The 24288-nt window shown below is 66.7% G+C and carries 22 protein-coding genes; 12 read left to right on the forward strand and 10 right to left on the reverse strand.

Translation table 11 applies throughout. The features are described 5' to 3' along the window. Together V9K93_RS07545 and V9K93_RS07550 are read left to right on the forward strand one after the other, a co-directional pair. On the forward strand, window positions 1-354 hold the full coding sequence (locus V9K93_RS07545; protein ID WP_012512332.1) for an SH3 domain-containing protein: 354 nt from the start codon (window positions 1-3) through the stop codon (window positions 352-354). Continuing rightward, window positions 351-1760, forward strand: coding sequence for a dihydrolipoamide acetyltransferase family protein (locus V9K93_RS07550; protein WP_337302289.1), 1410 nt, complete (start codon window positions 351-353; stop codon window positions 1758-1760). The genes V9K93_RS07545 and V9K93_RS07550 overlap by 4 nt, the downstream gene beginning before the upstream one ends. Window positions 1761-1923: 163 nt before the next feature. Here the strand turns inward: V9K93_RS07550 and V9K93_RS07555 are convergent, their stop codons facing one another. From V9K93_RS07555 to V9K93_RS07565, 3 genes are all read right to left on the reverse strand, one after another. Beyond that, the gene (locus tag V9K93_RS07555) at window positions 1924-2310 is read right to left on the reverse strand and encodes a VOC family protein (RefSeq protein WP_337302290.1); all 387 of its coding nucleotides are present in this window, start codon (window positions 2308-2310) and stop codon (window positions 1924-1926) included. Between the two features lie 243 nt (window positions 2311-2553). Further along, complete coding sequence (locus V9K93_RS07560) at window positions 2554-3261, reverse strand: helix-turn-helix transcriptional regulator (RefSeq protein WP_337302291.1); 708 nt, start codon at window positions 3259-3261, stop codon at window positions 2554-2556. Continuing rightward, entirely contained in the window at window positions 3261-3896 is a 636-nt protein-coding gene (locus V9K93_RS07565; protein ID WP_211195206.1) for a Rossmann-fold NAD(P)-binding domain-containing protein, read from the reverse strand. The genes V9K93_RS07560 and V9K93_RS07565 overlap by 1 nt, the downstream gene beginning before the upstream one ends. A 106-nt stretch (window positions 3897-4002) precedes the next feature. Between V9K93_RS07565 and V9K93_RS07570 the strand changes: the two genes are divergently transcribed. Continuing rightward, on the forward strand, window positions 4003-5541 hold the full coding sequence (locus tag V9K93_RS07570; protein ID WP_046984840.1) for a diguanylate cyclase domain-containing protein: 1539 nt from the start codon (window positions 4003-4005) through the stop codon (window positions 5539-5541). A 107-nt stretch (window positions 5542-5648) separates the two neighbouring features. Here the strand turns inward: V9K93_RS07570 and V9K93_RS07575 are convergent, their stop codons facing one another. Beyond that, window positions 5649-6575 (reverse strand): DUF808 domain-containing protein, encoded by a 927-nt coding sequence (locus V9K93_RS07575; protein ID WP_046984841.1) that lies wholly within the window; start codon window positions 6573-6575, stop codon window positions 5649-5651. Window positions 6576-6775: 200 nt separating this feature from the next. Here V9K93_RS07575 and V9K93_RS07580 point away from each other — a divergent pair, with 200 nt between their 5' ends. Further along, the gene (locus V9K93_RS07580; RefSeq protein WP_208043613.1) at window positions 6776-8467 is read left to right on the forward strand and encodes an ABC1 kinase family protein; all 1692 of its coding nucleotides are present in this window, start codon (window positions 6776-6778) and stop codon (window positions 8465-8467) included. Between the two features lie 241 nt (window positions 8468-8708). Beyond that, window positions 8709-10814 (forward strand): phosphoglycerol transferase I, encoded by a 2106-nt coding sequence (locus V9K93_RS07585; RefSeq protein ID WP_295380032.1) that lies wholly within the window; start codon window positions 8709-8711, stop codon window positions 10812-10814. 455 nt (window positions 10815-11269) lie between these two features. Here V9K93_RS07585 and V9K93_RS07590 read toward each other — a convergent pair whose 3' ends face one another. Further along, on the reverse strand, window positions 11270-13639 hold the full coding sequence (locus V9K93_RS07590; protein WP_337302292.1) for a DUF3772 domain-containing protein: 2370 nt from the start codon (window positions 13637-13639) through the stop codon (window positions 11270-11272). 147 nt (window positions 13640-13786) lie between these two features. Further along, window positions 13787-14035, reverse strand: a complete 249-nt coding sequence (locus V9K93_RS07595; RefSeq protein WP_006399378.1) for a hypothetical protein — start codon at window positions 14033-14035, stop codon at window positions 13787-13789. A gap of 182 nt (window positions 14036-14217) precedes the next feature. On the opposite strand from V9K93_RS07595, the gene V9K93_RS07600 reads away from it, so the two are divergent. The 3 genes from V9K93_RS07600 (at window position 14218) to V9K93_RS07610 (ending at window position 16542) form a co-directional block, all read left to right on the forward strand. Then, a complete protein-coding gene (locus V9K93_RS07600; RefSeq protein ID WP_136639270.1) occupies window positions 14218-14712 on the forward strand; it encodes a lipocalin family protein in 495 nt (164 codons plus the stop codon). Window positions 14713-14725: 13 nt separating this feature from the next. Continuing rightward, window positions 14726-15934 carry an NAD(P)/FAD-dependent oxidoreductase gene (locus tag V9K93_RS07605; RefSeq protein WP_337302293.1) on the forward strand — a complete coding sequence of 403 codons (1209 nt, stop codon included), beginning with the start codon at window positions 14726-14728 and terminating at the stop codon, window positions 15932-15934. A 125-nt stretch (window positions 15935-16059) separates the two neighbouring features. After that, complete coding sequence (locus V9K93_RS07610) at window positions 16060-16542, forward strand: hypothetical protein (protein ID WP_006399397.1); 483 nt, start codon at window positions 16060-16062, stop codon at window positions 16540-16542. 151 nt (window positions 16543-16693) lie between these two features. Here V9K93_RS07610 and V9K93_RS07615 read toward each other — a convergent pair whose 3' ends face one another. Next, on the reverse strand, window positions 16694-17128 hold the full coding sequence (locus V9K93_RS07615) for a PepSY domain-containing protein (RefSeq protein WP_046984202.1): 435 nt from the start codon (window positions 17126-17128) through the stop codon (window positions 16694-16696). 151 nt (window positions 17129-17279) lie between these two features. On the opposite strand from V9K93_RS07615, the gene V9K93_RS07620 reads away from it, so the two are divergent. From V9K93_RS07620 to V9K93_RS07630, 3 genes are read left to right on the forward strand one after another with little or no spacing between them, the layout of a single operon-like run. Beyond that, window positions 17280-17570, forward strand: a complete 291-nt coding sequence (locus tag V9K93_RS07620) for a PepSY domain-containing protein (RefSeq protein WP_099589012.1) — start codon at window positions 17280-17282, stop codon at window positions 17568-17570. Next, entirely contained in the window at window positions 17570-18229 is a 660-nt protein-coding gene (locus V9K93_RS07625; protein ID WP_337302294.1) for a response regulator transcription factor, read from the forward strand. The genes V9K93_RS07620 and V9K93_RS07625 overlap by 1 nt, the downstream gene beginning before the upstream one ends. Continuing rightward, on the forward strand, window positions 18226-19545 hold the full coding sequence (locus V9K93_RS07630) for a sensor histidine kinase (protein WP_136639273.1): 1320 nt from the start codon (window positions 18226-18228) through the stop codon (window positions 19543-19545). Before V9K93_RS07625 ends, V9K93_RS07630 begins: the two co-directional genes overlap by 4 nt. Window positions 19546-19669: 124 nt before the next feature. On the opposite strand, the gene V9K93_RS07635 is transcribed toward V9K93_RS07630, so the two are convergent. Both V9K93_RS07635 and speA read right to left on the reverse strand, forming a co-directional pair. After that, window positions 19670-19990 carry a DUF6122 family protein gene (locus V9K93_RS07635; protein ID WP_005411369.1) on the reverse strand — a complete coding sequence of 107 codons (321 nt, stop codon included), beginning with the start codon at window positions 19988-19990 and terminating at the stop codon, window positions 19670-19672. A 43-nt stretch (window positions 19991-20033) separates the two neighbouring features. Next, window positions 20034-21923: an arginine decarboxylase gene (speA, locus tag V9K93_RS07640; RefSeq protein ID WP_046984198.1), complete on the reverse strand. Its 1890-nt coding sequence runs from the start codon at window positions 21921-21923 to the stop codon at window positions 20034-20036. Between the two features lie 190 nt (window positions 21924-22113). Here speA and speE point away from each other — a divergent pair, with 190 nt between their 5' ends. Beyond that, on the forward strand, window positions 22114-22968 hold the full coding sequence (speE, locus tag V9K93_RS07645; protein WP_295380049.1) for a polyamine aminopropyltransferase: 855 nt from the start codon (window positions 22114-22116) through the stop codon (window positions 22966-22968). Between the two features lie 113 nt (window positions 22969-23081). Here the strand turns inward: speE and V9K93_RS07650 are convergent, their stop codons facing one another. Beyond that, window positions 23082-23987: an aspartyl/asparaginyl beta-hydroxylase domain-containing protein gene (locus tag V9K93_RS07650; RefSeq protein WP_167796846.1), complete on the reverse strand. Its 906-nt coding sequence runs from the start codon at window positions 23985-23987 to the stop codon at window positions 23082-23084. Window positions 23988-24288 lie beyond the last annotated feature (301 nt).

Genomic DNA, 24288 nt, shown 5'->3' on the forward strand with positions numbered 1-24288 from the left:
ATGCGGGCCCGCCTCCTGGGGGCTTACCGCAGCCAGTATCCCAACCCGCTCCGGTTCCGCACCGGCCAGATCGTCGAAGTAGGTGTCCGTGACGAGGAATGGCCGGCGTTTGCCTGGGTACGCACCAACGATGGGCGCGCTGGATGGGCGCCCATCGCCTGGTTGCAGCTGCTGGACGAGGGTCGCGCCGAAGCGCTGTGCGACTACGACGCCCGCGAGCTGGATGTGGAAAGCGGCGAGATGGTGAAGCTTCATCACGAACACGGCGGGTGGTGGTGGTCCGAGCGCGCCAATGGCGCGACGGGTTGGCTGCCGGCCCGCGAACTGGAACTGCTGGAAGAGAACTGCAAATGAGCCAGACCAAGAACTTCAACCTGCCCGACCTGGGCGAAGGCCTGCCGGACGCGACCATCGTCGAGTGGTTCGTCAAGGAAGGCGATGTGATCAAGCTGGACGAGCCGCTGGTCTCGATGGAGACCGCCAAGGCCGTCGTCGAAGTGCCCTCGCCGTTCTCCGGCACGGTGCTGAAGCTGTCCGGCGCCGCCGGCGATATCATCCCGACCGGCTCGGTGCTGGCCAGCTTCGAGCTGGACCCCAACCTGCCGCAGCGCGCCGATGGCCAGGACACCGGCCACAGCCACGGTCATGCCGCACCTGCCGCAGCACCGACCCCGACCCCGCCACCGCTGCCGGCCGCTGCCGCACCGGTGGCCGCCGAAGCCGCCAAGCCCGCCGCCGCCAAGCCCGCCGCCGCCGAGCGTGATGACGCCGGCACCGTGGTCGGCGCGATGCAGAGCTCCAACGCCGTGCACGCCGAGCAGGCGCTGGCCGTCGGTGGCGTCAAGGCCGTACCGGCCGTGCGTGCCACCGCGCGCAAGCTGGGCGTGGACCTGTCCCGCGTACGCGCCACCGGCGCCGATGGCGCGGTGACCATGGCCGACGTCAAGCAGGCAGCTGCGGATGGCAGCGCAAAGATCGGTGCCGCTCCGGCTCCAGCCGCTGCTGCCGCCTATGCCACGCCGGCCCCGGCGCAGGTGTCTGCCCCGGTGCAGAGCGAAGCGCGCACCCCGCTGTCTGCTGCCGGCAAGCCGATGCGTACCCAGCCGCCGGGCGTGGTCGCCAAGGGCCAGCCGGAACCGCTGAAGGGCGTGCGCCGCAACATGGCGCGCGTGATGGCCGATGCGCACAGCAAGGTGGTGCCGACCACGCTGAACGACGACGCCGACATCCACGCCTGGCTGCCGGGCAACGACGTCACCGCGCGCCTGGTGCGTTCGATCGTGGTCGCCGCACAGAAGGTGCCGGCGATGAACGCCTGGTTCGACGGTGAAGCGCTGACCCGCACCCTGCACGCCCAGGTCGACATCGGCATCGCCGTGGACACCGACGACGGCCTGTTCGTGCCGGCGCTGCGCAATGCCGACATGCTCGATGCACGTGGCATCCGCGAAGGCGTCAACCGCCTGCGCGAGCAGGTGGAATCGCGTTCGATCGCCGCCTCGGAACTGAGCGGCTACACCATCTCGCTGTCCAACTTCGGCATGTTCGCCGGCCGCTACGCGACCCCGGTCGTGGTACCGCCGTGCGTGGCCATCGTCGGCGCCGGCCGTGCCCGCCACCAGATGACCCCGGTGATGGGCGGCGTGGAAGCGCACAAGGTGATCCCGCTGTCGGTCACCTTCGACCACCGCGCGGCCACGGGTGGTGAAGCGGCCCGCTTCCTGCGCGCGATGATGGACGATCTGGCACTGGCCAGCTGATCGGTAGGTGCCAACCTTGGTTGGCACATGTGTTGAAAGAACGCCGGGCACTGCCCGGCGTTTTTTTGTGCCTGCTGGATCGCGCGCCATCCACGCATGGCGTGGATCTACTGAACGACCTGTCGCTGCGGTGGGCTCGCCGTTGTTCTGCGTCAGGGGAGGATCAATCGCGCGCGACCATGCCCTCGGCGCGGCTGTAGACACGCAGCCGGTGACCATCGGGGTCGACCCCGACGAAGGTGTGGCCGAATTCCAGCGTCACCGGCGCCTGCGCGATCTGCACACCGAGTGCGCGCCAGGCATCGTGCAACTGCCGCACTTCATCAGGATTGGCCACCACCATCGCCAGTTCGGCGGCACCGGCCTGCGCATCCACCGGCGGCTGCACGTCATCGCGCTGCCACAGGCCCAGTGCGGCGCCATCGCCGAGCAGGAACAGGGCAAAGCCAGGCGACTGCTCGACCGGTGGTTTGCCGAGAATGCCGCTGTAGAACGTGGCGCTGGTGGCGACGTCGCGCACGTACTGCAGCAGGGTGCTGGGCGTGAACATGGGAAAGCTCCGTGGTTGGGAGCGGTCATGGTGGTACGGGCCTGCTGACAGATTCTGTCAGTAGCATCGAGCGTGCTCGACTGCTGTTGCCCTTGCTCTGGTAGAGGTCGAGCTTGCTCGACTGCTGTTCGCGAAGATCAAAGGCGGTCGAGCAAGCTCGACCCCTACCAGGAGCAAAGAGCGAAGGTCGCTCTCCCCCAGAAGCAGGAAGCGAAGCGCGGAAGCAGTCGAGCAAGCCCGGCGCTACGAGCGGTCCAACCAATCCAGTGCGATGCCCTGCGCCTTCTGCCAGCGCCGCAGCAGGGTGGCGCGTGGCACGAGGTAGCGATCCTCCAGCACGCGCACCTGGCGGATGCGGTCCAAGCGGAAATGTCGGAAGTCCTCGCGGCTTTCGCACCACGCCGCCAGCATTGGCACTTCATCGAAGTAGCCCAGCGCGAACGGCCAGACGATGCGCTCGGTACGTTGGCCCTGCGCATCCTGGTAACCGAACTGCAGTCGTTGTTGCGCGCTCACCGCTTCGCGCACAGCCTGCAGGCGCGCAGCGGGTACCTTGGCTGCCGCACGCGAGGGACCCACGCGCAGGCCGCTGTCACGCAGCGCTTCGCGACGCGCGGCAGGCAACACATGCGCGATGCGCGCCAGGGCATCGCGTGCGGCCTCGGCCAGCGCGGGTTCGGTGCGGGCCGCAACCCAGCGCAGGCCCAGCACCAGCGCATCGATCTCGGCGGGCGGCAGGGTCATCGGCGGCAGGGTATCGCTCGGTGCCAGCTGGTAGCCGACGCCGGCCTCGCCGCGCAGGTCGGCACCCTGCTCGCGCAGGGTCTCGATATCGCGGTACAGCGTGCGCAGGCTGATGCCCAGGGCTTCGGCCAGCACCTGTCCGGCCACCGGCCGCCGATGGCGGCGGAGCAACTGTTGAAGCTGGGTCAGGCGCAGCGCACGCGACATCAGCCGGCCAGTGCGCTCGATGCCACTACGTGTTCACCCGGGTGCGGGGCGAGTGCGGCCTCGACCAGTTCCTTGGCAACTTCGCTGGCCGGATTGATCCGCCACGCCCGTGGCAGTACTGGCCCCAGTGCGCCGAGTACCGTCAATGCGAAACGCTCGCCGCGGCGCACCTCGTTACGCTCGCCACCAATCAACCCTGGACGTACCAGCGTCAGCGAAGCGAAGTCGAGCGCGCGCAGGTCATGCTCCAGCTCACCCTTCACCCGGCTGTAGAAGATCGACGACTGCGGGTTGGCACCGGCTGCGGAGTTCAGCACATAGGTCTGTGCTCCCTGCGCCCGCGCCAGCCGGGCGAACGCCAGCGGGTAGTCATGGTCGATGCGATGGAAGGCCTCGCGGCTGCCGGCCTGGGCAATGGTACTGCCGAGCGCGCAGATGACCGCGTCCACGCGGGCCCATTCGGCTGCGGCGGGCAGTGCATCGAAGGCCAGGACCGGGTTCTCAAGCGTCCCGTGGGTCATGCCCAGCGGGCGGCGGGTGGGAGCGACCACGACACTGCAGCGCGGGTCGTCCAGCAGCTTGCGCAGGGTCAGCCCGCCCACCAGCCCGGTCGCCCCCAGCAACATCACGCGCATCACCACCTCCACTGCGGCATCCTGTCGCCCATCCTAGCCGTTCAAGCCGTCGGCGGCCGCGCCGATATGCTGGAACCAGTCCCTGCCAGCCCCCAGGATTTGCTCCATGACGGACCAGCCCGACCACCGCCCTGCCCCCGGTACCGCCCTTGGGCCGCCGGCACGCGTGCGCGCGGTGGTGGATGACGGGCTGGGAGACCGCGTGGTGCTGCAGGGCGGTGGCGGCGTGGCCCTGCAGCAGCTGTTCGCCGGCGCCGATGCACCGGAACCACTGCTGGCCGCGTTCGCCAACGGCATGGCCACCCTGCCCGGCGAACTGGGCGACATGGGCGACCGCCTGCAGTCGGCGCAGGCCAGTGCCGACTGGCCGCGCTACGGGCGCGCGATGCGGCAGCTGATCGACAAGTACATCCGAACCATCGAACAGCATTCGCCGGATGGCCAGCCCGAAAGCCTGCGCCTGTCCGAGCAGCTGCGGTTGCTGCTGGGCGGCGCGGTGGTGGCCCTGCTGCAGCACGATCCGGACCTGCGCGAGCAGGCGCAGACGCTCGCCATGCAGCTGCGCCAGTGGCAACCGGGCACGGCGCTGGAACCGATCGAACAGGGCGTGCGCGAGCTCGGCCACCAGGTCGGCGTGCGTGCCGAGAGCTGGCAGGAGCAGCAGGCGCTGCTGCTTGAGCTGTTCGCGCTGCTGCTGGAGAACGTCAGCGAACTGCTGGACGACCGCAGCTGGCTGCAGGGCCAGATCGCCGCAGTGCGCCACCTGCTGGACGGACCGCTGGAAGCCGAAGCGGTGGAGCGCACCCGCGCCGAACTGCGCGAAGTGATCTACAAGCAGGGCCTGCTGCGCCAGGGCATCGACGATTCGAAGGCGGCGATGCGCGGGCTGATGGGTGAGTTCATCGAGCGCATGGATGGCATGGCCACCAGCACTGGTGAGTACCACGATCGCATCGGCAGCTATGCACTGCAGCTGCGCGAGGCACGCAGCATCGCCGACCTCAACCAGCTGCTGCAGGAAGTGATGCGCGATACCGGCAAGGTGCAGCAGCAGGCCGCGCAGGCGCGCGATCATCTGGCCAGCGCGCGCCAGGAAGTGGAACGTGCCGAGCAGCGCATCGCCGAGCTTGAGCAGGAACTGCGCGCGGCCGGCGACCTCGCCCGCATCGATCCACTGACCCAGGCACTGAACCGCCGCGGCCTGGACGAACTGCTGCAGCGCGAGCTGGCCCGCGCCACGCGCAACAACTCACCGCTGGGCGTGGCGGTGATCGACCTGGATGATTTCCACCAGACCAACGATGCGCACGGCCATGCCGGTGGCGATGCGCTGCTGCAGCACCTGGTGTCTGTGTGCAAGCTGCTGCTGCGCGCCACCGACGGCATCGCGCGGCTGGGTGGCGACGAGTTCGTGCTGGTGCTGCCGGAAACCCAGGGTGCCGACAGCATGGCCACCGTGCAGCGCCTGCAGCGCTCGCTGGCGCACCGCGTGTTGACCGTACAGGATCGGCGCGTACCAGTGCATTTCAGTGCCGGACTGGCGCAATGGCAGCCCGGCGACGATATAGAAACCCTGCTGCGGCGCGCCGATGACGCGCTGTATGCGGCCAAGCGGCAGGGCAAGAACCGGGTGCAGGCAGGGTAGTTTCCCGGCACACCTGAAACTGCTTCGGTAGGTGCCAACCTTGGTTGGCACACGCGGGAAACAAAGCACCGACCAAGGTCGGCCTCTACCGGACAAAGGGCCGTTGCTTACTTCCCGCGCAGCTTCTGGAACCCGGTCACCGCCGCCAGCACGATCGCACCGGCAATGATGCCGACCACCATGTTGGCCACGGCACTGATCAGCCAGCCCCACTGGCCTTCACCGCCCAGCGCCTGCACCGCGTGGTGCAGCGCCGGCACGTTGTGCACCAGGATGCCGCCACCGACCAGGAACATCGCCGCGGTACCGGCCACCGACAGGAACTTCATCAGCCACGGGGCCGACACCAGCAGGCCGCGGCCAACTGCCGCCAGCGCCGCGCCCTTGCGCGACAGGTACAGGCCCAGGTCGTCCAGCTTGACGATGCCGGCGACCAGCCCGTAGACGAACACGGTCATCGCCAGCGCGATCACCACCAGGGTGCTGACCTGGTTGATGAACGACGCCGTGGCAACCACGCCCAGCGACAGCACGATGATTTCGGCCGAGAGGATGAAGTCGGTGCGGATGGCGCCCTTCACCTTGTCCTTTTCCCACGCGACCATGTCCACCTGCGCATCGGCCAGCGCCTTGCGCCGCTCGGCCTGGTGTTCGGCGTCCTCATCGGCGGAATGCAGGAACCGGTGCGCCAACTTCTCCACGCCCTCGAAGCACAGGAAGGCGCCGCCGATCATCATCAGCGGCACGATCAGCGGCACGTTCCAGCCGCGGCTGTGCAGCCAGGCTTCCAGCGCGCTGATCGCCAGCGCCGCTGGCACCAGGATCACCTTGTTCACCAGCGAGCCCTTGGCCACCGCCCACACCACCGGCAGTTCGCGGTTGGCGTTGACGCCGGTCACCTGCTGCGCGTTCAGTGCAAGGTCGTCGCCCAGCACGCCGGCGGTTTTCTTCGCCGCGACCTTGGTCAGGACCGAGACGTCGTCGAGCAGGGAGGCGATATCGTCGAGCAGGGCGAACAGGCTGGCACCGGCCATGGGGCGTCCAAGTGAGGGAATGAGCGGATTCTGACCGATACCGGGGCGACTGCGGAAGCGGTCGGATTCACTGCATGCCTACCGCCCCCCGGCGACACTGCGGAATCCGGTAGTGACGGCCGCTGGCCGGCAACCGCGCAGTTCCGGACATTGCCGGCCAGCGGCCGGCTCTACCTGTATCCGTCGCATGGGAGTTCCGCTTGAGCAATCCGCCCACCACCAATGGCAACCCTCCGCTGGTCAAGGGCATGAACCGGCGCAGCCAGATCCTGCGCCTGCTGATGCGCTATCGCCATTCGGGCGTGTTCTCGGGCATGAACCTGGACGCCGCCAGCAATCAGGCCGACGTGCCCGCCGACGGAAACCCGGAACAGTTCGTCAGCGACCTGGAAGCCCTGGGGCCGACTTTCGTCAAGCTGGGCCAGATGCTGTCCACGCGACCGGACATGGTGCCGGTGGAGTTTGCTACGGCGCTGGAGCGCATGCAGGAAAAGGTGGCCGAGATTCCGGTCGCTCGCATCCATGCCATCGTCGAACAGGAGCTGGGCGCGCCGGTGAACAAGCTGTTCGCCGCGTTCGATCCCGAGCCACTGGGCTGTGCCTCGATCGCGCAGGTGCATCGCGCGGTGCTGCACGATGGCCGCCAGGTGGCGGTGAAGGTTCAGAAACCCGAGGTCGCTGCTCAGCTGCGCTCGGACCTGGAGGCACTGCGCAGCTTCGCGCTGGCCGCCGACCATCTGACCCAGGTCGGTCGTCGGGTGCGCCTGCGCGACTGGCTCAACGAGTTCGCCAAGACCCTGATGCAGGAGCTGGACTACCACGCCGAGGCCGAGAACCTGGCCCGTTTCGGCCGCCATCTCAAGCCGTTCCGCCGCCTGTGGATACCGCAGCCGCTGTGGGATTACAGCAGTCAGCGCGTGCTGACCATGGAACTGGCCACCGGCGTGCGCGTGGATGCGATTCCCGATGTCCGCCGCACCGAACAATCGATGGACCCGCTGGCGGCGGCGCTGATCCGCGGCTACCTGGACCAGATCTTCGTGCATGGCGAGATCCATGCCGACCCGCATCCTGGCAACCTGCGGGTGATGCCCGATGGACGGCTGGCGATCTTCGACCTGGGCATGGTCGCGCACATGCCGCCGCGCCTGCGCGAGCGGCTGCTGAAGATCCTGTTCGCCGCTGTCGATGGCCGTGGCGAAGAAGTGGCCGACGACCTGATCAGCATCAGCACGCGGTTGGAGGCATTCGACGAAGAGCGCTACCTGCGCGAGACCGGCCAGCTGATTGCGCGCTACGCCGCCAGTGGCAGCTTCTCGGAAGGCCGCGTGGTACTGGACCTGGTGCGCATCGCCACCGCCTGCGGCCTGCGCACGCCGCCGGAGCTGAGCCTGCTGGGCAAGGCCCTGCTCAATCTGGAAACCGTATGCCGATTGCTGGCACCGGACCTGGATACCCGCCGCATCGTCGAGCGCCAGCTGCAGCACGTGATGCGCGCACGCCTGAAGAAATCGCTGTCTGCCGCCAACCTCGCCAGCGAGGCGATGGAGCTGCAGCAGCTGCTGCGCGATGGGCCGCGCAAGCTGTCGGACATCATGGCGCTGCTGGCCGAGAACCGCCTGCAGATGAAGGTGACCGGCCTGGAAGAATCGCGGTTGATGGAAAACCTGCAGAAGATCGCCAACCGCGTGGCGGCCGGCATCATCAGCGCGGCATTGATCATGGCTGCGGCAATGATGATGAAGATCGACACCGGCTGGCATCTGTTCGGCTACCCGCTCATCGCCCTGATTCTGTTGTTCATCGGCGTGGTGCTCGGGCTGGGCATCGTTACCAGCGCGTTGTTGTTCGATCGTCGTGCGCGGGCGCGCGAAGAACGCGGGCATCGCTAGCGCATCAATGAAAACATCCGTATTCATGCGGTTTTTAATGCAATCCAACGAACCCTTTCACGCTCGTTTTACCTTCTGAACGCGATTGCGCGCGCGTCATTTCAACAAACATTTCAGTCAGGTTCGTGCATGCACTATCGGGTCATCGGCCTGTCATGTGTATGTGCTTGCGACAGCGCCGGTCGGATGGACACGCGTCGGTACGACGTCCATCAACATCCCGTCACTGCCGAAGCTGCCTATGCTCTGGATACTGTTGTTGTCGTTGCTGCTGCTGTGCTGGCTGTTCCTCGCGTCCGGCAAATGGGTGTGGTGGAAGGCCGGTTCACTCTCGCTGCTGCTGCTCATGCTCAGCGCATGGTGGCTGATCGACAAACTCTCCGGTGATGGGCTCAATGCCGCCACCCTGTACCACCTCGGCGCCGATATGGAAGGCGCCGGTGTCTCCGATTTCAAGGGCTATATCGCCGGCTTCATCGCGCTGGCGCTGGTCTCGCTGCTGCCGCTGTTCGCGACGCGGGTGAAGCGCTGGCGCCGGCCCGGCCACGGTGGCGCGTTGTTCGCCGGTTTCGCGGCCGTGTGGGTGGCCGCGATCATGATCAGCCCGCTGGCCCGCGACGGCCAGCGCCTGTACCAGCAGCTGCGTCCGGTCGACTTCGCCCGCATCGCCCCCGAGTACCAGGTGCCGACGCAGCCGCTGCAGCGTCCGCGCAACATCGTCTGGATCTACGGCGAAAGCCTGGAACGTACCTATCTGGACGAGAGCGCTTTCCCGGGCCTGATGCCCAACCTCAACCGCTTGGCATCTGAGTCGCTGGACGTGCGCGGCCTTGCCTCCGCTGAGGGCAGCGGTTGGACCATCGCCGGCCTGGTGTCATCGATGTGCGGCGTGCCGCTGACCACCTCGCAGGGTGATGAGAACAGCATGGACCGCATGGGCAGCTTCCTGCCCAAGGCCGTGTGCCTGGGCGATTACCTCAAGCAGCAGGGCTACACCAACCATTACCTGGGTGGTGCCAACGGCCAGTTCGCTGGCAAGGGCCAGTTCCTGGCCAGCCACGGCTTCGATGAAGTGCATGACCTGGCGTGGTTCAAGCAGCAGAAGAAGATCGGCCGCATCCATTACTCGGCGTGGGGCGTGCACGATGACGTGCTGCTGGATACCGCCTACCAGCGCTTCGAGCAGCTCTCGCGCGCCGGTTCGCCGTTCATGCTGACCACGTTGACCATGGACACCCACCACCCGGCGGGTCATCTGCCGGTGTCGTGCAAGGGCGAGCGCTACCAGAGCCAGTACGGCAACATCAACATGCTCAACGCGCTCAAGTGCAGCGACCGGCTGATCTCGCAGCTGGTGCAGCGCATCCAGGCCAGCCCGTACGGCAAGGACACGCTGATCGTGATCGCTTCCGACCATCTGGCGATGCCCAACGATCTGACCCATATCCTGACCCGGCAGAAGCGCGAGAACCTGCTGCTGTTCCTTGGCGATGGCATTGCCCCGCAGCAGCTCAGCGCCGATGCCGGCACCACCCTGGATTCGGGTGCGACCCTGCTCAGCCTGCTTGACCCGAACCTGAAGACGATGGGCTTCGGCCGTTCACTGATCGATACCCAGCGCGCGCCCAGCGCCAGCGTAGCCACCCAGCGCGATGGCGGCCGTGACTATCCGCAGTACCTGGCCTTCGCCCGCTCACTGTGGCTGGGCGAACCGACCCGCGAGCTGAAGATTGATGGCGATGACCAGGTGGTGGTGGGCCTGCAGCACGTGCAGCCACCGGTGTTGCTGGAGTACGACAAGGACTGGGGTTTGAAGTCCGTGTATCTGGAAAACACCTCGCGCCAGTTCGATGATGCCAACCCGGACAACACCCTGGCCTACGTCGACCGTTGCACCGCATTCGAGGATGGCTCAGCCGACGGTGACTGGTGCGCCCTGCTGGTCAACCGCGACAACGGCATCAAGCTGTACCGCGACAACGATCTGCGTGGCGGCATCGCGGTGGATGCACCGCTGGATGCGTTCCAGGGCCCGCGCCCGAGCGTGCGCCAGGCGCACATGATCACCCAGAAGGGCCGCCGCACCCGTGCCGGCCAGTACATGCTGCAGCTGGTGGCGAGCACGCGCCCGGATCGCGGCTTCTGGATCGAGGCGGTGTCCTCGCAGCGCAAGGTGGTGCTGGCGCAGCAGTGGGTGCAGCCCGATGCCAACGGCAAGATCAACGTGTCATTCGGGCTGGACCACGAAGTAGATGATCTGGAGATCCGCGCGTGGTTGAACCATGCGGAGAAGCTGGCGGTGGACACGTTCGCACTGGTGCCGTCGCGCAGCCGGCCACGAGGGTAGGGGTTTCTTTGCAGGGCTGCGCCCTGCACCCGCCGAAGCAACAGCAACAGCAACGGCAACAGCGTGCATTCTGTGGGATGGCGGGGTGGGTCCGGTTGCGGGAGACGCCGTAAACCCATCCATGGGGGCTTGGCCGCGGCATCCATGCCGCGGACACTCCCGCAACCGGACCCACCCCGCCTTCGACAGTTTTCCGCGATCTGTCGGAAATACTCTTGGGGTCAGATTGATTTCGATATCTGACAGACGTGTCGACCAAGGTCGACACCTACCGACAGCCGCAGGAATCTGTCAGAGGTGGGGCGGTGTCGGAGTGCGGGGTGTCAGCCGCATGGACGGATTTACGGCGTCCCCGCACTCCGACACCGCCCCGCCATCCCACGGAATGCACGCTGTTGCCGTTGCTGTTGCTCCGGCTCGTAGCGGGTGCAGGGCGCAGCCCTGCAGAACAACCCCTACTCCTGCGGATCACGGGTGATGTGGATGTCGGTCGGGGTCGACAGCGGAATGTTCCGCTCGGCCAGGATCTGCAGCAGGCTGAAGTACAGATCGCTGCGGGTCGCATACACCTGCCGCGGGCTGGCCACGTACGCGAAGCTGTTGATGGTGATCTGGCCACCGGCAATGCTGTCGATGTAGACCGTCGGCGCCGGCTGTTTCAGCACGTTGGTGTGCGCGGTGTACGCATCCAGCAACGCTTGGCGCAGGTTGCCGACATCGGTGCTGGTGGGCACCGCGAACTGGATCTGGATGCGGCCCTGGTTGTTGCCCATCGTCATGTTGCGGATGGTCTTGGTGATCAGTTCCGAGTTCGGCACGATCAGCGTCGACTTGTCGCTCACCTGGATCTCGGTCGAACGCACGTTGATGCGGCGGATGTCACCCTCCTGGTCACCCAGCTTCACCCAGTCGCCGATCTTCACCGGGCGCTCGGCCAGCAGGATCAGGCCCGAGACAAAGTTCTGGATGATCGCCTGCAGGCCGAAACCAATACCCACCGACAGCGCGCTGACCAGCAGCGCCAGGTTCTTCAGGTTCAGGCCCATGGCGGTCAACGCCCACAGTCCCACCAGGATGATGCCGACGTAACCGGCAATGGTGCTGATCGAGTTGCGCGCCCCCAGGTCCAGCTCGGTCTTGGGCAGATAGGTGTCGGTCAGCCAGCGTTGCAGCAGCCGGGTCACCGCCAGGCCGACCAGCATCACCAGCAGAGCAATGGCGATGCGGCCGGGTTGCAGCGTCAGGTCCTTGGTGATCGGGATGCCGTTGGCCAGCGAGGCCACGCGTTCAACGACCGAGCCGATGTTGCCGAACGGCGCTGCCAGTGCCAGCAGCGCGATCAGCACCACGAAGGTACGCAGAACCGCCGACAGCAGCACGCCGGCCTGCTCCAGCCGCGATACGCTCAGGCCGGTGCTGAGCAGAATGGTCTGGCCAACCTTGCTGTCGGCATTGAGCATCCACGTGCTCAGGTCATCGACGAATTTGAACAGCAGCGTCGCCGCCAGCACCACGATGCTGCCGCCGATCAACTGCTGGTTCACGAACTTGGCGAAGTTCAGATAGCCCAGCAGGGTGGCGATGATGGCCGCTGCCACAGCGATGTTGCCCGCCACGCGTGCCAATACCAGCCAACTGCTGCGGCGCACCGCCGTGGCCGCACCCACGCCATCGGCCTGCGCCTCCAGCTTGGCCTCGGCCTCGGCGGTCTGCCGGCGATGCAGGCGCGCCAGGGTCACCAGCATGGCCATGATCAGGCCGAGGTAGGTCAGCGCAATCAGGCCATCCAGCGCCACCGTGGTGACGTCGCTGGTACGTGTGGCCTGATCGAGGGCGACCAGCACCGTGCTCAGCCAGGCCAGCGCCGCCGCACCCCAGGCGTATTTGCGCAGCTTGAGTGCGGCGGTGTCATCCAGATTCAGCAACCGCCACGACGGACGCTTGGGAACCAGCATGCAGGCGCTGAGCGCGGCGATGAAGGCGGCGCGGAAGGTAGCCGTCTCCAGGCCGTCGGCCACCACCTGCAGGCGCGGCGCGATGGCATCGATGGCGTCCAGCGCCGCCATCAGTACCACCACGGCATAGCCGGGCAGCAGTGTCCCCACCAGCAGCAGCCACATGGCCAGGCCAGAACGCCGCAGGCGGCCATCGGGTGCACGCTCGGACGCAGCAAAGCGACGACCCAGCCGGCGCAGCCACAACCGCAGCGGGAACATCATGACCAGTGCAGCCACCAGGCCCAGCAACGGCGTGCCCCAGCCATTGGCCCGGATGCCGGCGACGAAGGTATCGCGCCCCTGCTCGGCCAACGGCGCAACGCGTGCGATATCGATCGGCAGGCGCTCGGCAACTTTGCTCCACAGCGCGGGAGACAACGGCGAGGCAACCTTCTGCCCTAGTTCTTCGGTGCGCTGCGCGACGCGTTGCTGGTCGATGTCGGTCGCCAGCTGCTGGGCACGCACGGCACTGGTCTTGGCCTGCGCTACCGACGCGGCCAGTCCGTCCCGCTGCTTGGTGATGCTGCGCCGTTGCGCCGCCAGTTCCGGCGGCTCGGTAGTGCCCTCGGCAGGCGTACCCAACTGCGCCAGTTGTTCGTCGAGGCGAACCAACTGTGGCTGCAGCTCCTTTTCCAGCGCCTCAGCGTCTCGCCGTGCCTGCGAGGCACTCTCGGACAACATGGCCAGTGTCTCGATGGCCGAAGCATCACCGCGCTTGCGGTCGATCTCCTTCAGGCTGGATTCGATCTGCGCCAACTGCTGCTTTGGCGTGAGGTCCTCATCCTGTGCCAGCACCGGCGCGGACAGCAGGAGGGCGGAGCACAGCATCAGGACCCACCAGGGCCCTCGTGCACGGATCGATCGCAGGAAAGAAGACAAGCCAGCCACACCGGTTCGCGCGGACCACCGCGCCTGCGCGCGACTATACGGCAGAGCCGGTAAAGGGCGGATGGGCGGCCCCGGCAGCGTCGAGCATCAGTACTTCAGGCGCAGCTCTTCCACCGTGGGCTGCTGCAGCGCGTACCAGTCCTGGAACTCTTCCTCGGTGATCTCATCGGGCGCATACACCGCCACCGGGTGCCAGTCGTGGTCGGTCGGCAGCGGCTGGCGCGGGCCGGCACGCAGGCTGTAGGCCACGCCTTCGTAGTCCACCAGGTCATCGACCTGCGGCCACTGTTCGCGTGCGAACGCGGATTCACTCTTCAACAGGATCACCTGGTACATCGGCACCTCCACCTCGTCTGGATCAGGAAAACACGGCGCTGGCTGCAGGATACCGCCGCGCCGGTGACAACGGGCGCTCCGTCGGGGCGACGGAACGTTCTGGACACGGCCATCGCCCCGGCTTCACCCGCCCATGGCAAGGCCATCGGCATCGTGGAGGCCCCCCCCTGCAACGACCGCCAATGACCGATCACCCGCCGCTGAAGACCGTTGCCGACCTCAAGCTGCCGCGCTACCTGGGCACCTGGTACGAGATCGCGCGCCTGCCTATGCGCCATGAACCGGAGGGCTGCACCGACGTGTCGGCGCACTACACGCTGCTCGACAACGGCAACGTCGGCGTCACCAACCGCTGCCGTATGGACGGCGAGGTCGAGGAAGCCACCGGCGAGGCCTGTGCCGTCGACAACGACAGCGCGCGGCTGGAGGTGAGCTTCCTGCCCAAGGGCCTGCGCTGGTTGCCGTTCGCCAAGGGCGACTATTGGGTGATCCAGGTTGCTCCGGACTACAGCGTGGCGCTGGTCGGCAGCCCGGACCGAAAATACCTGTGGCTGCTGGCGCGCGAGCCACGCCTGGACGCGACCGTGCAGGACCATTATCTGGCGGCGGCCCGCCTGCAGGGCTTCGATCTGTCCGAACTGATCCAGACCCCGCACACCGGCCGCCCCACCGCCTGAGCAACGCACGACCATGGACCTCAAGAGTGGCTACCCGTGGTGGGCGGTACGCAACGGCCTGGTCCACGCCTTTCCCCCGCTGCAGCAGGACCTGCGCTGCGACGTGCTGGTGGTCGGCGGCGGCATCACCGGCGCGCTGATTGCCGACGAACTGTCCCGGCATGGCCACGACGTGGCGGTGATCGAGCAGCGCGACATCGGCTGGGGCAGTACCGCCGCCAGCACAGCGCTGCTGCAGTACGAGATAGATACCCATCTGCTGGAACTGGCCCAAAGCTATGGCCAGGACGCCGCCGCGCTGGCCTACCGGGCCTGTGCCGAGGCGATTCCGGCGCTGGGCGAGGTCGCTCGCGGTCTGAAAGACGTTGATTTCCAGCGCATGGACAGCCTGTACCTGGCCAGCCGCCACCGTGACGTCCCCACCCTGATGGCCGAGGGTGAGGCCCGGCGCAGCATTGGCCTGGATGCCCGCTGGCTCGGCCCGGAGGCACTGCAGGAACGCTTCGACGTGGACGCCGGTGGTGCCCTGCTCACACGCCAGGCGGCACGGGTCGATCCCTATCGCCTGACCTATGGGTTGCTGCAGCGCGTGCGCCGGCGCGGCGGCAATGTGCATGACCGTACGGTGCTGCACACGCTCACGCCCAGCGCGCGGGGGGTGACCGCACTCACCGAGGGCGGCGCCACGATCCACGCCCGCCATGTGGTGCTGGCAATGGGCTACGCCAACCAGACCTGGCTGCAGCAGCGCGTCGCACGTAACCGCAGCAGCTATGCCTTCATTACCGACCCGATCGATGCAGACGTGCTGGGCCGGCTGCGGAACACGATGGTGTGGGAGAGTGCACGTCCCTACCTGTACCTGCGCGCCACCGGCGATCGCCGCCTGCTGGTGGGCGGCCTGGACGACGCCATCGACATTCCCGCCCGCCGCGATCGGCGCGTAGAACGCAAGGCCGACAAGCTGATGAAACAGCTGCTGCATTGGTTCCCACGGCTGGACCCGGTGCCGGCGTTTTCCTGGGCCGGCACCTTCGCCGAAACGGCGGACGGCCTGCCGTTCTTCGGCCCGCACGATCAATGGGGGCCACGGGTGCACTTCGCCATGGCCTACGGCGGCAACGGCATCACCTATTCGATGATCGGCGCGCAGCTGCTGCGGGCCCGGATCGAGCGGCGCAAGCACCCGCTGCAGGGGCTGTTCGGGTTCGGGCGGTTGTGACCGCCTCCCGGCATGGCCCGGCCCTACCGCAAGCCGGCGCCGACAGGCATCATTCAAGCAGCCCCTGCTAGCGTCGGCCTGTACCGCCGCGTGTTGCGTGGCCACCTGTCCGCTGGAGCGCCGTCATGATCCGCCCCCTGACCCTGCTGCTGTGCCTGGCCCTGCCGGGAACCGTGCTGGCCCAGTCCGCTGCTGGCGCGACCGCGCCGCAGGCGACCGGGCTGGATCTGTCGCTGCCGCAGGCACCGATGCGCTATCTGAACGATGCGAGCCTGAAGCAGGACCCGCCGGGCACGTTCTACGGCGACAAGAGCGGCCCGCGCGTGCACGACGACGCGAAGATCGCCGACGTCACCGACGACAAGGTCAAGGTGTCTGGCAGCTTCACCACCGGCATCGGTTATTCCAAGAACGGCGGCAACAGCCACTACAACGCCGCCACCCTGAACCTCAGCAAGAACTACACCACCGATGAAGGCAAGACCCATGGGGTCAACGTCAACATCCACGTGAGCGAAGGCAAGGGCCCAGGCTTCTACGGCCCGTACGGCGGCTACTACGGCCGCGGCCCGGGCTATTGGGATTACCCGCCGCCGTTTGGTTGGTAAGCCCCGCGTCGGGCCTGGGCCGACCAAGGTCGGCCACTACCGGTGCACGTGTCCGGTAGGTGTCGACCTTGCATGTGCCGGTGGGTGTCGACCTTGGTCGACACGCTCTGCTTTCCGTGCCGACCAAGGTCGGCACCTACCGGCACGCGAATCAATCCAGCCAGCCATCGCGCTCGCTGTGCAGGATGCGGCCGTCATATCCGCTCAGGCGCACGTCCACCTTCTGGTTGCGGGCATTGCGCGCTTCCAGCGACCACGTCGCACCATCGCGTTCCAGCGAATGGATCTCGCGCAGGCCATGCGCCTGTGCCCGTGCCAGCACCTGCTCGGTGGTCAACAGTGCGCGGCTGCTGTGCTCATCGAAGATCTCGCCGGTCTTGGGGTCAACGTAGACCTCGCTGAAGCGGCCGTCGGCGCGGCTCACGTCAGCCTCCCACAGGCCATCATCGCGCTCGATCTCGTGGATCTGGGTGTAGCCGGCCTTGCGCAGGGTCTGTTCGACCTGGGCCATGCCCAGCGGCGCGGCCTGTACAGCCGGTGCGATGGCCAGCAGAGCAACAGTGGCGAGGGTGAGCGACTTCAACATGGGGGTTCTCCTGTTCGTGTTCGTGACCGGACCATCCCGGCAACGCCACGATGCACCCCGTGGTTAACAACGTCTTAGCCGCCCCTGTTAGCCAACGGTTAGTCGCCACCGGCACACTCATGCCTGTTCCCCTTACCTTTCCGCATCCACCATGCTTGCGACCCTGCCCCTGCTGCTGGCCCTGGCCAGCGCCCCGACCGCCGCCGCGCCTGCACAGGACCCGGCGCAGCAGGTCGCGCGCCGCGCCGTGCAGCAGGGCCGTTACGTGCCATTGGAAAGCGTGGTGCGCGATGCCCTCAAGCGCTACCCGGGCCAGCTGCTGGAAGTGGAGCTGGACGATGGCGTCTACGAAGTGGAGATCCTGCGCGGCGACGGCGTGGTGGTGGAGCTGGACTATGATGCGCGCAGCGGAAAGCTGCTGAAGACGGAGCTGGACGACTGATGCGCATCCTGTTGGCCGAAGACGATGCTGCGCTGGCACAGCGCCTGCTGCCCCTGCTGGAACAGGCCGGCTACGTGGTGCACGTGGTTGCCGACGGGCGCGAGGCCGAGGAAATCGGCCAGATCGAAGACCTGCAGGCCGCCATCGTCGACCTCGGCCTGCCCGGGCTGGACGGATTGAGCGTGATCGAGCGCTGGCGCGGCAATGGCCGCAGCTTTCCGGTGCTGGTGCTGACCGCGCGCGGGCGCTGGCACGACAAGCTGGCCGGCTTCGATGCCGGCGCCGACGACTACCTGACCAAACCGTTCCAGGCCGACGAACTGGTGCTGCGCTTGCGCGCACTGATCCGCCGCAGCCATGGCCATGCCAGCCCGCGCCTGCACTGCGGCCCGCTGCAACTGGACGTCAATGCAGGCCGCTTCGAACTGGATGGGCAGGCGCTGTCGCTGAGCCCGCAGGAGTTCCGCCTGCTCAGTTACTTCATCCACCACAGCGGCCAGGTGATCGGCCGCGACCGTCTGGGCGAACAGGTGTTCGAGGGCGGCCACGATCCGGACTCGAACGCGCTGGACGTGCTGCTGGGGCGGGTGCGTCGCAAGCTCGGCACCGAGCTGATCCAGACCGTGCGCGGCCAGGGTTGGCGGCTGGCCGCGCCATGACCCGGCAGCCATCGCTGCGACGGCGCCTGCTGCTGGCCGGCGGCGTCGGCCTGCTGCTGGTCTCGCTGCTGGCCAGTTCACTGCTGGGCGAACTGTTCAAGCGCAGCGCGCGTGACCGGCTCGACCACGAACTGCAGCAGGACATGCTGACCCTGCTGGCACAGGCCGAAGTGGATCCGGAAGGACAGCTGCGCCTGCGCCAGGAACCGAACGACGCGCGCTTCCAGCGGGTGTTTTCCGGTGCGTACTGGCAGATCGCCGGTGCCGATGGCCGTGTGCTGCTGCAGTCGCGCTCGCTGTGGGATGAAACCCTGCCGGCCACGACCAGCGGGCCGGCCACGCGCAATCTGAGCGGGCCGCTGCAGCAATCCCTGCGCGCACGTGTGCAGCAGGTGCGGTTGCCGCGCGCCAGCGAGCCGTTCGTGGTCGTGGTCGCCACCGACCGCAGTGCGCTGGATGCGGATGTGGCCGCATTCCGTCAGCGCACGGCCATCGCCCTGGCCGTGCTGGTAGCCGCGTGGCTGGCAGTGCTGGCCAGCCAGGTGCACTTCGGATTGCGTCCGCTGCATCGCCTCGGTGCACAGCTGGAACGGGTGCGTCGCGGCGACGCGCAGCGCATCGATACACAGGGGCTGGGTGCGGAGGTCGCACCGCTGGGCGAAGAACTCAACGCGCTTTTGGAGCACCAGCAACGCATGGTGGCGCGCGCGCGTACCAGCGCACAGGATCTGGCGCATGCGCTGAAAACCCCGCTGAGCGTGCTGGCCACCGAGGCCGATGGCGACGGCACGCACTGGCGCACCACCGTGCGCGAGCAAAGCGCACGCATGCAGGCCAGTGTTGACCGTTACCTGGCTGCCGGGCTGGCCGCCGACCATCGCCAGCGCACCGACGTGGCCGCTGTCGCGCAAGCACTGTGCAGGCTGATGGCACGCGTGCATGGCGAACGCGGCATTGCGTTCACGGCGGAAGGCATCGATCCGGCGCTGCAGTTCGCCGGTGCCAGTGCCGATCTGGAAGAAATGCTGGGCAACCTGCTGGATAACGCCGGGCGGTGGGCGCAACAGCAGGTGGACGTCACCGCAGACAGCAGTGACGGGCAGCTACGCATCGAAGTACGTGATGACGGTCCGGGCCTGGCCGCGGAGTCACTGTCACAGGTCACGCAGCGTGGCGTGCGGCTGGATGAGCGCGAGGGCAGCAGTGGGCTGGGCCTGGCGATTGTGGGGGATATCGCCGCCAGTTATGGCGGGCGCTTGGCGCTTGAGAATGCGCAGCCGGGATTGCGTGCGACGTTGTGGTTGCCGTTGGGGTGAAGCGGCCAACCTGACGGCCGGCTCTACCAAGCGTCAATTCGACTGGTCGCCGTGCACCCGGTAGGTGTCGACCTTGGTCGACACGCATCAAAAGCGCCGACCAAGGTCGGCATCCACCCATGCATCAACGGTGATGCATCCACCAGCAGTCAATCGCGTCCAGCACGATGTGGATGATCAAACCGATGCCGAACAACCGCGTTTTCTTCGGCACGCACAGCCCGGCATAGACCGCAATCGCCGGTGCGGTGTGCAGCGGGTGGAAACCGATGCTGCAGCGGTTCGGTGCATAGATCGGGTCGGCCAGCAGATGGTCCAGATCGATGATCCAGCCCAGCAGCATCAGCAGCCACGCCGAGGCGAAGCGCTTGCGCCAGAACAGCCATGCCAGCAACGCTGGCACGGCGGCATGCAGGAACAGGTGGAAGATCGCGCGGGCGCTCATCAGGGCCGGTAGCGCCGGGCCATGCCCGGCGTTCCCGTTTACCTCAGACCAGCGGTTCGTCGGACAGGTAGGTGTAGCCGGTCAGGCCGGCTTCCAGCGCTTCGGACAGCTCCTGCGCGCGCTCCGGCGACAGGTCGGCCGAAGCCACGCGTTCGGCGTAGGCCGCACGCAGGTCATCCAGCTTGTAGCCCACGTAGTCCAGCATCACGTCGGTGGTATCGCCGCGACGCTGCTGGGTGATGGCGTAGCCATCGGCATCGGCCAGCACTTCCACCGCATCGGTATCGCCGAACAGGTTGTGGATGTCGCCCAGGATTTCCTGGTAGGCGCCGACCATGAAGAAGCCGATGCGGTAGCTCTCGCCATGCTTCATTGCGTGCAGCGGCAGCGAGCTGTCCAGGCTTTCGTTCTCGACATAGGTCTTGACCATGCCATCGGAATCGCAGGTCATGTCGGCGATGATGCCGCGACGGTCCGGCGTCTCGTTCAGGCGCTCGATCGGCACGATCGGAAACACCTGGTCGATCGCCCACGCATCGGGAATCGATTCGAACACGCTGAAGTTGACGAAGTACTTGTCGACCAGGCGCTCGTTCAGTTCGTCCAGCGCCGGGCGATGGCTCTTTTCGTCATAGCTCAGGCGCGCACGCACACCGTGGGCAATGGCGTAGAACAGATCGTCGATGCGCGCACGCTGCGGCAGGTCGATCTGGCCCAGCGCGTAGCTGGACAGGCCCTCGGCATGGAAATGCTGCGCTTCCTGGAACAGTTCCACCGCCGGGCGCACGTCCAGTTCCTCGTGGATCTCGCGCAGGTGGCGGATCGAAGCCGGCTCGTCGTCGTGCTGGTCCGGCACGCGGCCTTCCTGCGCCTGTTCCACTTCAGACACGTTGGCGATCAGCACCGCATGGTGCGCGGTCATCGCGCGGCCGCACTCGGTGACGATGCGCGGCGGGGTCAGGCCATGTTCTTCGCAGGCATTGGCCAGCGGCTGCACGATGTTGCTGGCATACGAATGCAGCCCGTAGTTGATCGAGCAGAAGCTGCGCGAACGGGTGCCTTCGTAATCCACGCCCAGGCCGCCGCCGACGTCCACATGGGTGATCTTCGCGCCCAGCTGTGACAGTTCGACGAAGTAGCGGGTGGCTTCGCGCATCCCGTTGGCGATGTCGCGCACGTTGGAGATCTGCGAGCCCATGTGGAAATGCAGCAGGCTCAGACAGTCGGCGTATTCGGTATCGCGCAGCGACTTCCACAGGTCCAGCAGCTGGCGCGGCGACAGGCCGAACTTGGCCTTGTCGCCACCGCTGTTCTGCCACTTGCCAGCGCCCAGCGAGGCCAGGCGCATGCGCACGCCCAGGCCCGGCTTCACATCCAGCGCCTTGGATTCTTCCAGCACCAGCTTCAGCTCGGACGGCTTCTCGATAACGATGAAGGTCTGCAGGCCCAGCTTGCGGCCGATCAGGGCCAGACGGATGTACTCGCGGTCCTTGTAGCCGTTGCAGACGATCAGGCCGCCCGGGCGCGACAGCGCCAGCACCGCCATCAGTTCCGGCTTGCTGCCCGCTTCCAGGCCAAAGCCCTCACCGTGATGGCTGGCCAGGGTGCCGGCCACACCGCGGTGCTGGTTCACCTTGATCGGATAGACGGCGGTGTAGCCACCGGCGTAATCCCAATCGGCGCGGGCCTGGGTGAAGGCCGCCTGCAGCTTGCCCAGGCGCTGGCCCAGGATGTCCGGGAAGCGCACCAGCAGCGGCAGCTTGGCACCGGCCGCACGGGCCGCGTCCACCACCTTGGGCAGCGACACCACCGGGCCGTCTGCCCCGGTCGGTCTCACTACCATGTGCCCGGCCTGATCCACGTCGAAGTAGCCGTCCGCCCAATGCGGGATCGAGTAGGTCTTGCGGGCTTGGTCGAGGGACCAATCGGTCATTGCAGTCGGCCTTGTTGGCAATAAAAGGGGGGCATGATAACGCCTATATGCCCACAGGTTCGTTATCATGCGCGCCCGCGCCCGTGGCAGGTTCCAACCTGAACGGGCCGATCCGTCCGGATGTGGCATCTGTGCCACGCGGCCCCGCCCGCCAGCCCGGCTTCACCCCTCCGAACAGGACTGTTTTCCAATGACTGACAGCAACAACTGGTACATCGAACACTTCGAGCGCACGGGCTCGGCCATCGGCTACCGCATCACCGGCAAGCTGGACGAGGTGCAGTCGCCGTTCCAGAAGATCGAGATCTTCCAGACCACTGACTGGGGCAACCTGATGACCATCGACGGGGCCATCATGCTGACCAGCAAGGACAACTTCTTCTACCACGAGATGATCAGCCACCCGGTGCTGTTCACCCATGCCGCGCCCAAGCGCGTGGTGATCATCGGCGGCGGCGACTGCGGCACCCTGCGCGAAGTGCTCAAGCACAAGGGCGTGGAGAGCGTGACCCAGTGCGATATCGACGAGCAGGTCACGGTGATGGCGCGCAAGCACTTCCCGGAACTGTGCGATTCCAACGACGACCCGCGCGCCGAGCTGCTGTTCGACGACGGCGTGGCCTACATGGCCAACTGCCCGGCCGGCAGCGTGGACGTGGTGATCGTGGACTCGACCGATCCGGTCGGCCCGGGTGAAGGCCTGTTCAACAAGGCCTTCTACGCAAGCTGCTTCAAGGCCCTGAAGGACGACGGCATCCTGGTGCAGCAGTCCGAATCGCCGCTGATGCAGCTGGAGCTGATCAACGAAATGCGCACCGAGATGGGCAAGGCCGGCTTCGGCTCGTTCAAGACCCTGCCGTTCCCGCAGCCGTGCTACCCCACCGGCTGGTGGAGCGTGACGCTGGCGCGCAAGGGCGAAAGCAGCTTCGACTTCCGCCAGGCCGACTCGGCCGCCAAGACCTTCGAGACCCTGTACTACACCGCCGCGCTGCACACCGGCGTGCTGGTGACCCCGCCGTTCGTGCAGGCGGCACTGAAGGGCTGATCGGAAAGCGTGCCAACCAAGGTTGGCACCTACCAAAGCAAAAACCCGCGCTGGCGACAGCGCGGGTTTTTTCGTTTTCCGGTAGCGCCGGGCCATGCTCGGCGGCGGTCCGCTTACAGCGCCCAGATACCCGCAATCACCGCCACCACCAAGCCCCACTTGATGACCTGGTAAGCCACCACGCTGCGCTCGCGCAGTGCCTTGGCCTTCAGGCGCACCTTGTAGACGCTGCCGAACGCCTTGTTGACGCCACCGGTCGGGTCACCCGGCAGGTTCGGCGACGCACCACCGGCCAGCAGCGTGGCTGCCACCGCACGATTGAACAGCCCCGGCAGGCCGAAGTGCAGCGGGCGGGCGATGTCACAGAACAGGATCACGCGATCATCGGGCGTCTCGTTGTGCGCGTGGTGGATGTAGGTCTCGTCGAACATCATCCACTCACCGTCGCGCCAGCTCTTCTTGATACCGTCCACTTCGATGTAGCAGCCGTCGTTGTTCGGCGTGGCCAGGCCCAGGTGCAGGCGCAGCGAACCGGCGAACGGATCGCGGTGCGGGCGCAGCTCGCTGCCCGACGGCAGCTGCGCGAACATCGCTGCACGCACGTCCGGCAGCGACTCCAGCAGCGCGGTGGTCTTCGGGCACATCGCCTTCGCCGACGGGTGCGACGGGCCGTACCACTTCAGGTAGAAGCGCTTCCAACCACGGCGGAAGAACGAATTGAAGCCGGCGTCGTTGAACGTGCTGGACGCGGCGATCGCCTGCGCATCGCGCAGCGCCAGCGCCTCGTCGCGGATCATCTGCCAGTTCTGGCGCAGCGGCTCCAGCTGCGGGAATTCCTTGGCCGGGTCCAGGAAAGGCGTGGTCGGCACCTTCGAGAACATGTACATGACCACGTTGATCGGGGCCATGAAACTGGAGTGGTCCAGCAGCTGGCGCGACCAGCGCGCGCGGACCTTGCCACGGAAGTGGATGTACAGCACGCAGGCGACGAACAGCGCTGCGATGACGATTTTGATGATCAAAGCACTTTCCTCCAGCCGCAGCCGGAACGGGAAACAGGGCGATGCACGGCCGGACAGCCAGCACCGGAGGGGACCGCGGCAGGGGACGGGGACGTGCCGGAGAGGGGCGGCCGCCGATGTCGCGAATTAACAGCTTATGGTCGGCAGGCCGTGCGTCGGGGTCAAGCCGGGCGTGCATGGCGTTCAGCGGAACGCGAATGAATGGACGGTAGGAAGGCACAACTGCCTGATCTGAAAGGCCCATTCCAACAAGTGAGACGGAATTGTCCGATTCAGCGTGACGAACTGTTCCAGCCAC

The sequence above is a fragment of the Stenotrophomonas sp. CCNWLW162 genome (genome assembly GCF_037203745.1).
Classification (GTDB): Bacteria; Pseudomonadota; Gammaproteobacteria; order Xanthomonadales; family Xanthomonadaceae; genus Stenotrophomonas; species Stenotrophomonas maltophilia_AQ.

Coding starts and splice junctions, on each gene's coding strand:
- V9K93_RS07600 (WP_136639270.1), top strand. CDS start 14,218: ATGACCGATCACCCGCCGCTGAAGACCGTTGCCGACCTCAAGCTGCCG.
- V9K93_RS07605 (WP_337302293.1), top strand. CDS start 14,726: ATGGACCTCAAGAGTGGCTACCCGTGGTGGGCGGTACGCAACGGCCTG.
- V9K93_RS07585 (WP_295380032.1), top strand. CDS start 8,709: ATGCTCTGGATACTGTTGTTGTCGTTGCTGCTGCTGTGCTGGCTGTTC.
- V9K93_RS07565 (WP_211195206.1), bottom strand. CDS start 3,896: ATGCGCGTGATGTTGCTGGGGGCGACCGGGCTGGTGGGCGGGCTGACC.
- V9K93_RS07550 (WP_337302289.1), top strand. CDS start 351: ATGAGCCAGACCAAGAACTTCAACCTGCCCGACCTGGGCGAAGGCCTG.
- V9K93_RS07620 (WP_099589012.1), top strand. CDS start 17,280: ATGCTTGCGACCCTGCCCCTGCTGCTGGCCCTGGCCAGCGCCCCGACC.
- V9K93_RS07555 (WP_337302290.1), bottom strand. CDS start 2,310: ATGTTCACGCCCAGCACCCTGCTGCAGTACGTGCGCGACGTCGCCACC.
- V9K93_RS07635 (WP_005411369.1), bottom strand. CDS start 19,990: ATGAGCGCCCGCGCGATCTTCCACCTGTTCCTGCATGCCGCCGTGCCA.
- speE (WP_295380049.1), top strand. CDS start 22,114: ATGACTGACAGCAACAACTGGTACATCGAACACTTCGAGCGCACGGGC.
- V9K93_RS07560 (WP_337302291.1), bottom strand. CDS start 3,261: ATGTCGCGTGCGCTGCGCCTGACCCAGCTTCAACAGTTGCTCCGCCGC.
- V9K93_RS07570 (WP_046984840.1), top strand. CDS start 4,003: ATGACGGACCAGCCCGACCACCGCCCTGCCCCCGGTACCGCCCTTGGG.
- V9K93_RS07610 (WP_006399397.1), top strand. CDS start 16,060: ATGATCCGCCCCCTGACCCTGCTGCTGTGCCTGGCCCTGCCGGGAACC.
- V9K93_RS07615 (WP_046984202.1), bottom strand. CDS start 17,128: ATGTTGAAGTCGCTCACCCTCGCCACTGTTGCTCTGCTGGCCATCGCA.
- V9K93_RS07595 (WP_006399378.1), bottom strand. CDS start 14,035: ATGTACCAGGTGATCCTGTTGAAGAGTGAATCCGCGTTCGCACGCGAA.
- V9K93_RS07545 (WP_012512332.1), top strand. CDS start 1: ATGCGGGCCCGCCTCCTGGGGGCTTACCGCAGCCAGTATCCCAACCCG.
- V9K93_RS07630 (WP_136639273.1), top strand. CDS start 18,226: ATGACCCGGCAGCCATCGCTGCGACGGCGCCTGCTGCTGGCCGGCGGC.
- V9K93_RS07590 (WP_337302292.1), bottom strand. CDS start 13,639: ATGCTGTGCTCCGCCCTCCTGCTGTCCGCGCCGGTGCTGGCACAGGAT.
- V9K93_RS07575 (WP_046984841.1), bottom strand. CDS start 6,575: ATGGCCGGTGCCAGCCTGTTCGCCCTGCTCGACGATATCGCCTCCCTG.
- speA (WP_046984198.1), bottom strand. CDS start 21,923: ATGACCGATTGGTCCCTCGACCAAGCCCGCAAGACCTACTCGATCCCG.
- V9K93_RS07625 (WP_337302294.1), top strand. CDS start 17,570: ATGCGCATCCTGTTGGCCGAAGACGATGCTGCGCTGGCACAGCGCCTG.